General features: G+C 68.4%; 1 protein-coding gene and 1 pseudogene. Both read left to right on the forward strand.

The genetic code is table 11. The features are described 5' to 3' along the window. Nucleotides 1–177 (forward strand): annotated as a pseudogene (locus ACYVKI_RS12875) (IS3-like element ISPfr13 family transposase); the annotation flags it as partial. A gap of 46 nt (nucleotides 178–223) precedes the next feature. Further along, the coding region (locus tag ACYVKI_RS12880; protein WP_460690769.1) for a helix-turn-helix domain-containing protein at nucleotides 224–904 on the forward strand (681 nt) is incomplete at its 3' end.

Here is a 904-nt window from a genome sequence, read left to right on the forward strand (position 1 = left end):
GCCTTCATCGTCGATGTCTACGCCCAGCGGATCATCGGCTGGCACGCTGATACCTCCAAAGCCACTGAGCTGGTGGATCTTCCCCTGCGGATGGGCTTGTGGCAGCGAGGACGCGAAGGCCGCCCGGTCGAACGCGGCCAGCTGGTGGCACACTCGGATGCCGGATCGCAGGGCGGATTCAACTGATCGTCGCAACACCTTGATCACGGAGAGGTGTTTGACGATGGCAACATCAGACTGGAGCAAGAAGGCCAGCGACGCACCGGAGGGGGTTCGGCGGCAGTGGCGTGCCGACCGGGCGCTGAGGCCGGCGATGCGCTCGCCCGGGCGGCCTGACCCGTCCCGGGTGGTGCAGCGGCAGTTCTGGCGGTTGATCGCCACGGGCATCACGACAGCAGAGGTGGCGCTGGCGGTCGGCGTGTCGGTGCCGGTCGGGTCTCGCTGGTTTCGCCACGCTGGCGGCATGCCGCCGATCTCACTGAACGAACCCACGGGCCGCTACCTGAGTTTCGAGGAGCGCGAGGAGATCGCGATCCTGCGCGCCAAGGACAAGGGTGTGCGTGAGATCGCCGCCACGCTGGGGCGCGACCCGTCGACCATCTCTCGCGAGCTGCGCCGCAACGCCGCCACGCGTGGCGGGAGGCCCGAGTACCGGGCCACGGTCGCCCAGTGGAAGGCGCAGCAGGCCGCAAAGCGGCCGAAGCCCGCCAAGCTCGCCACCAATGATCGGTTGCGCGAGTACGTCCAGGACCGCCTCGCGGGGAACGTCTGTCGACCTGACAGCACGACGGTCGAGGGCCCTTCCACGCCCCAGTGGAAGGGGCGCAACAAGCCCCACCGGGCTGACCGGCGATGGTCGACGGCGTGGAGTCCGGAGCAGATTGCCTATCGGTTGAAGGTCGAC

It is taken from the genome of Nesterenkonia suensis (assembly GCF_054782935.1).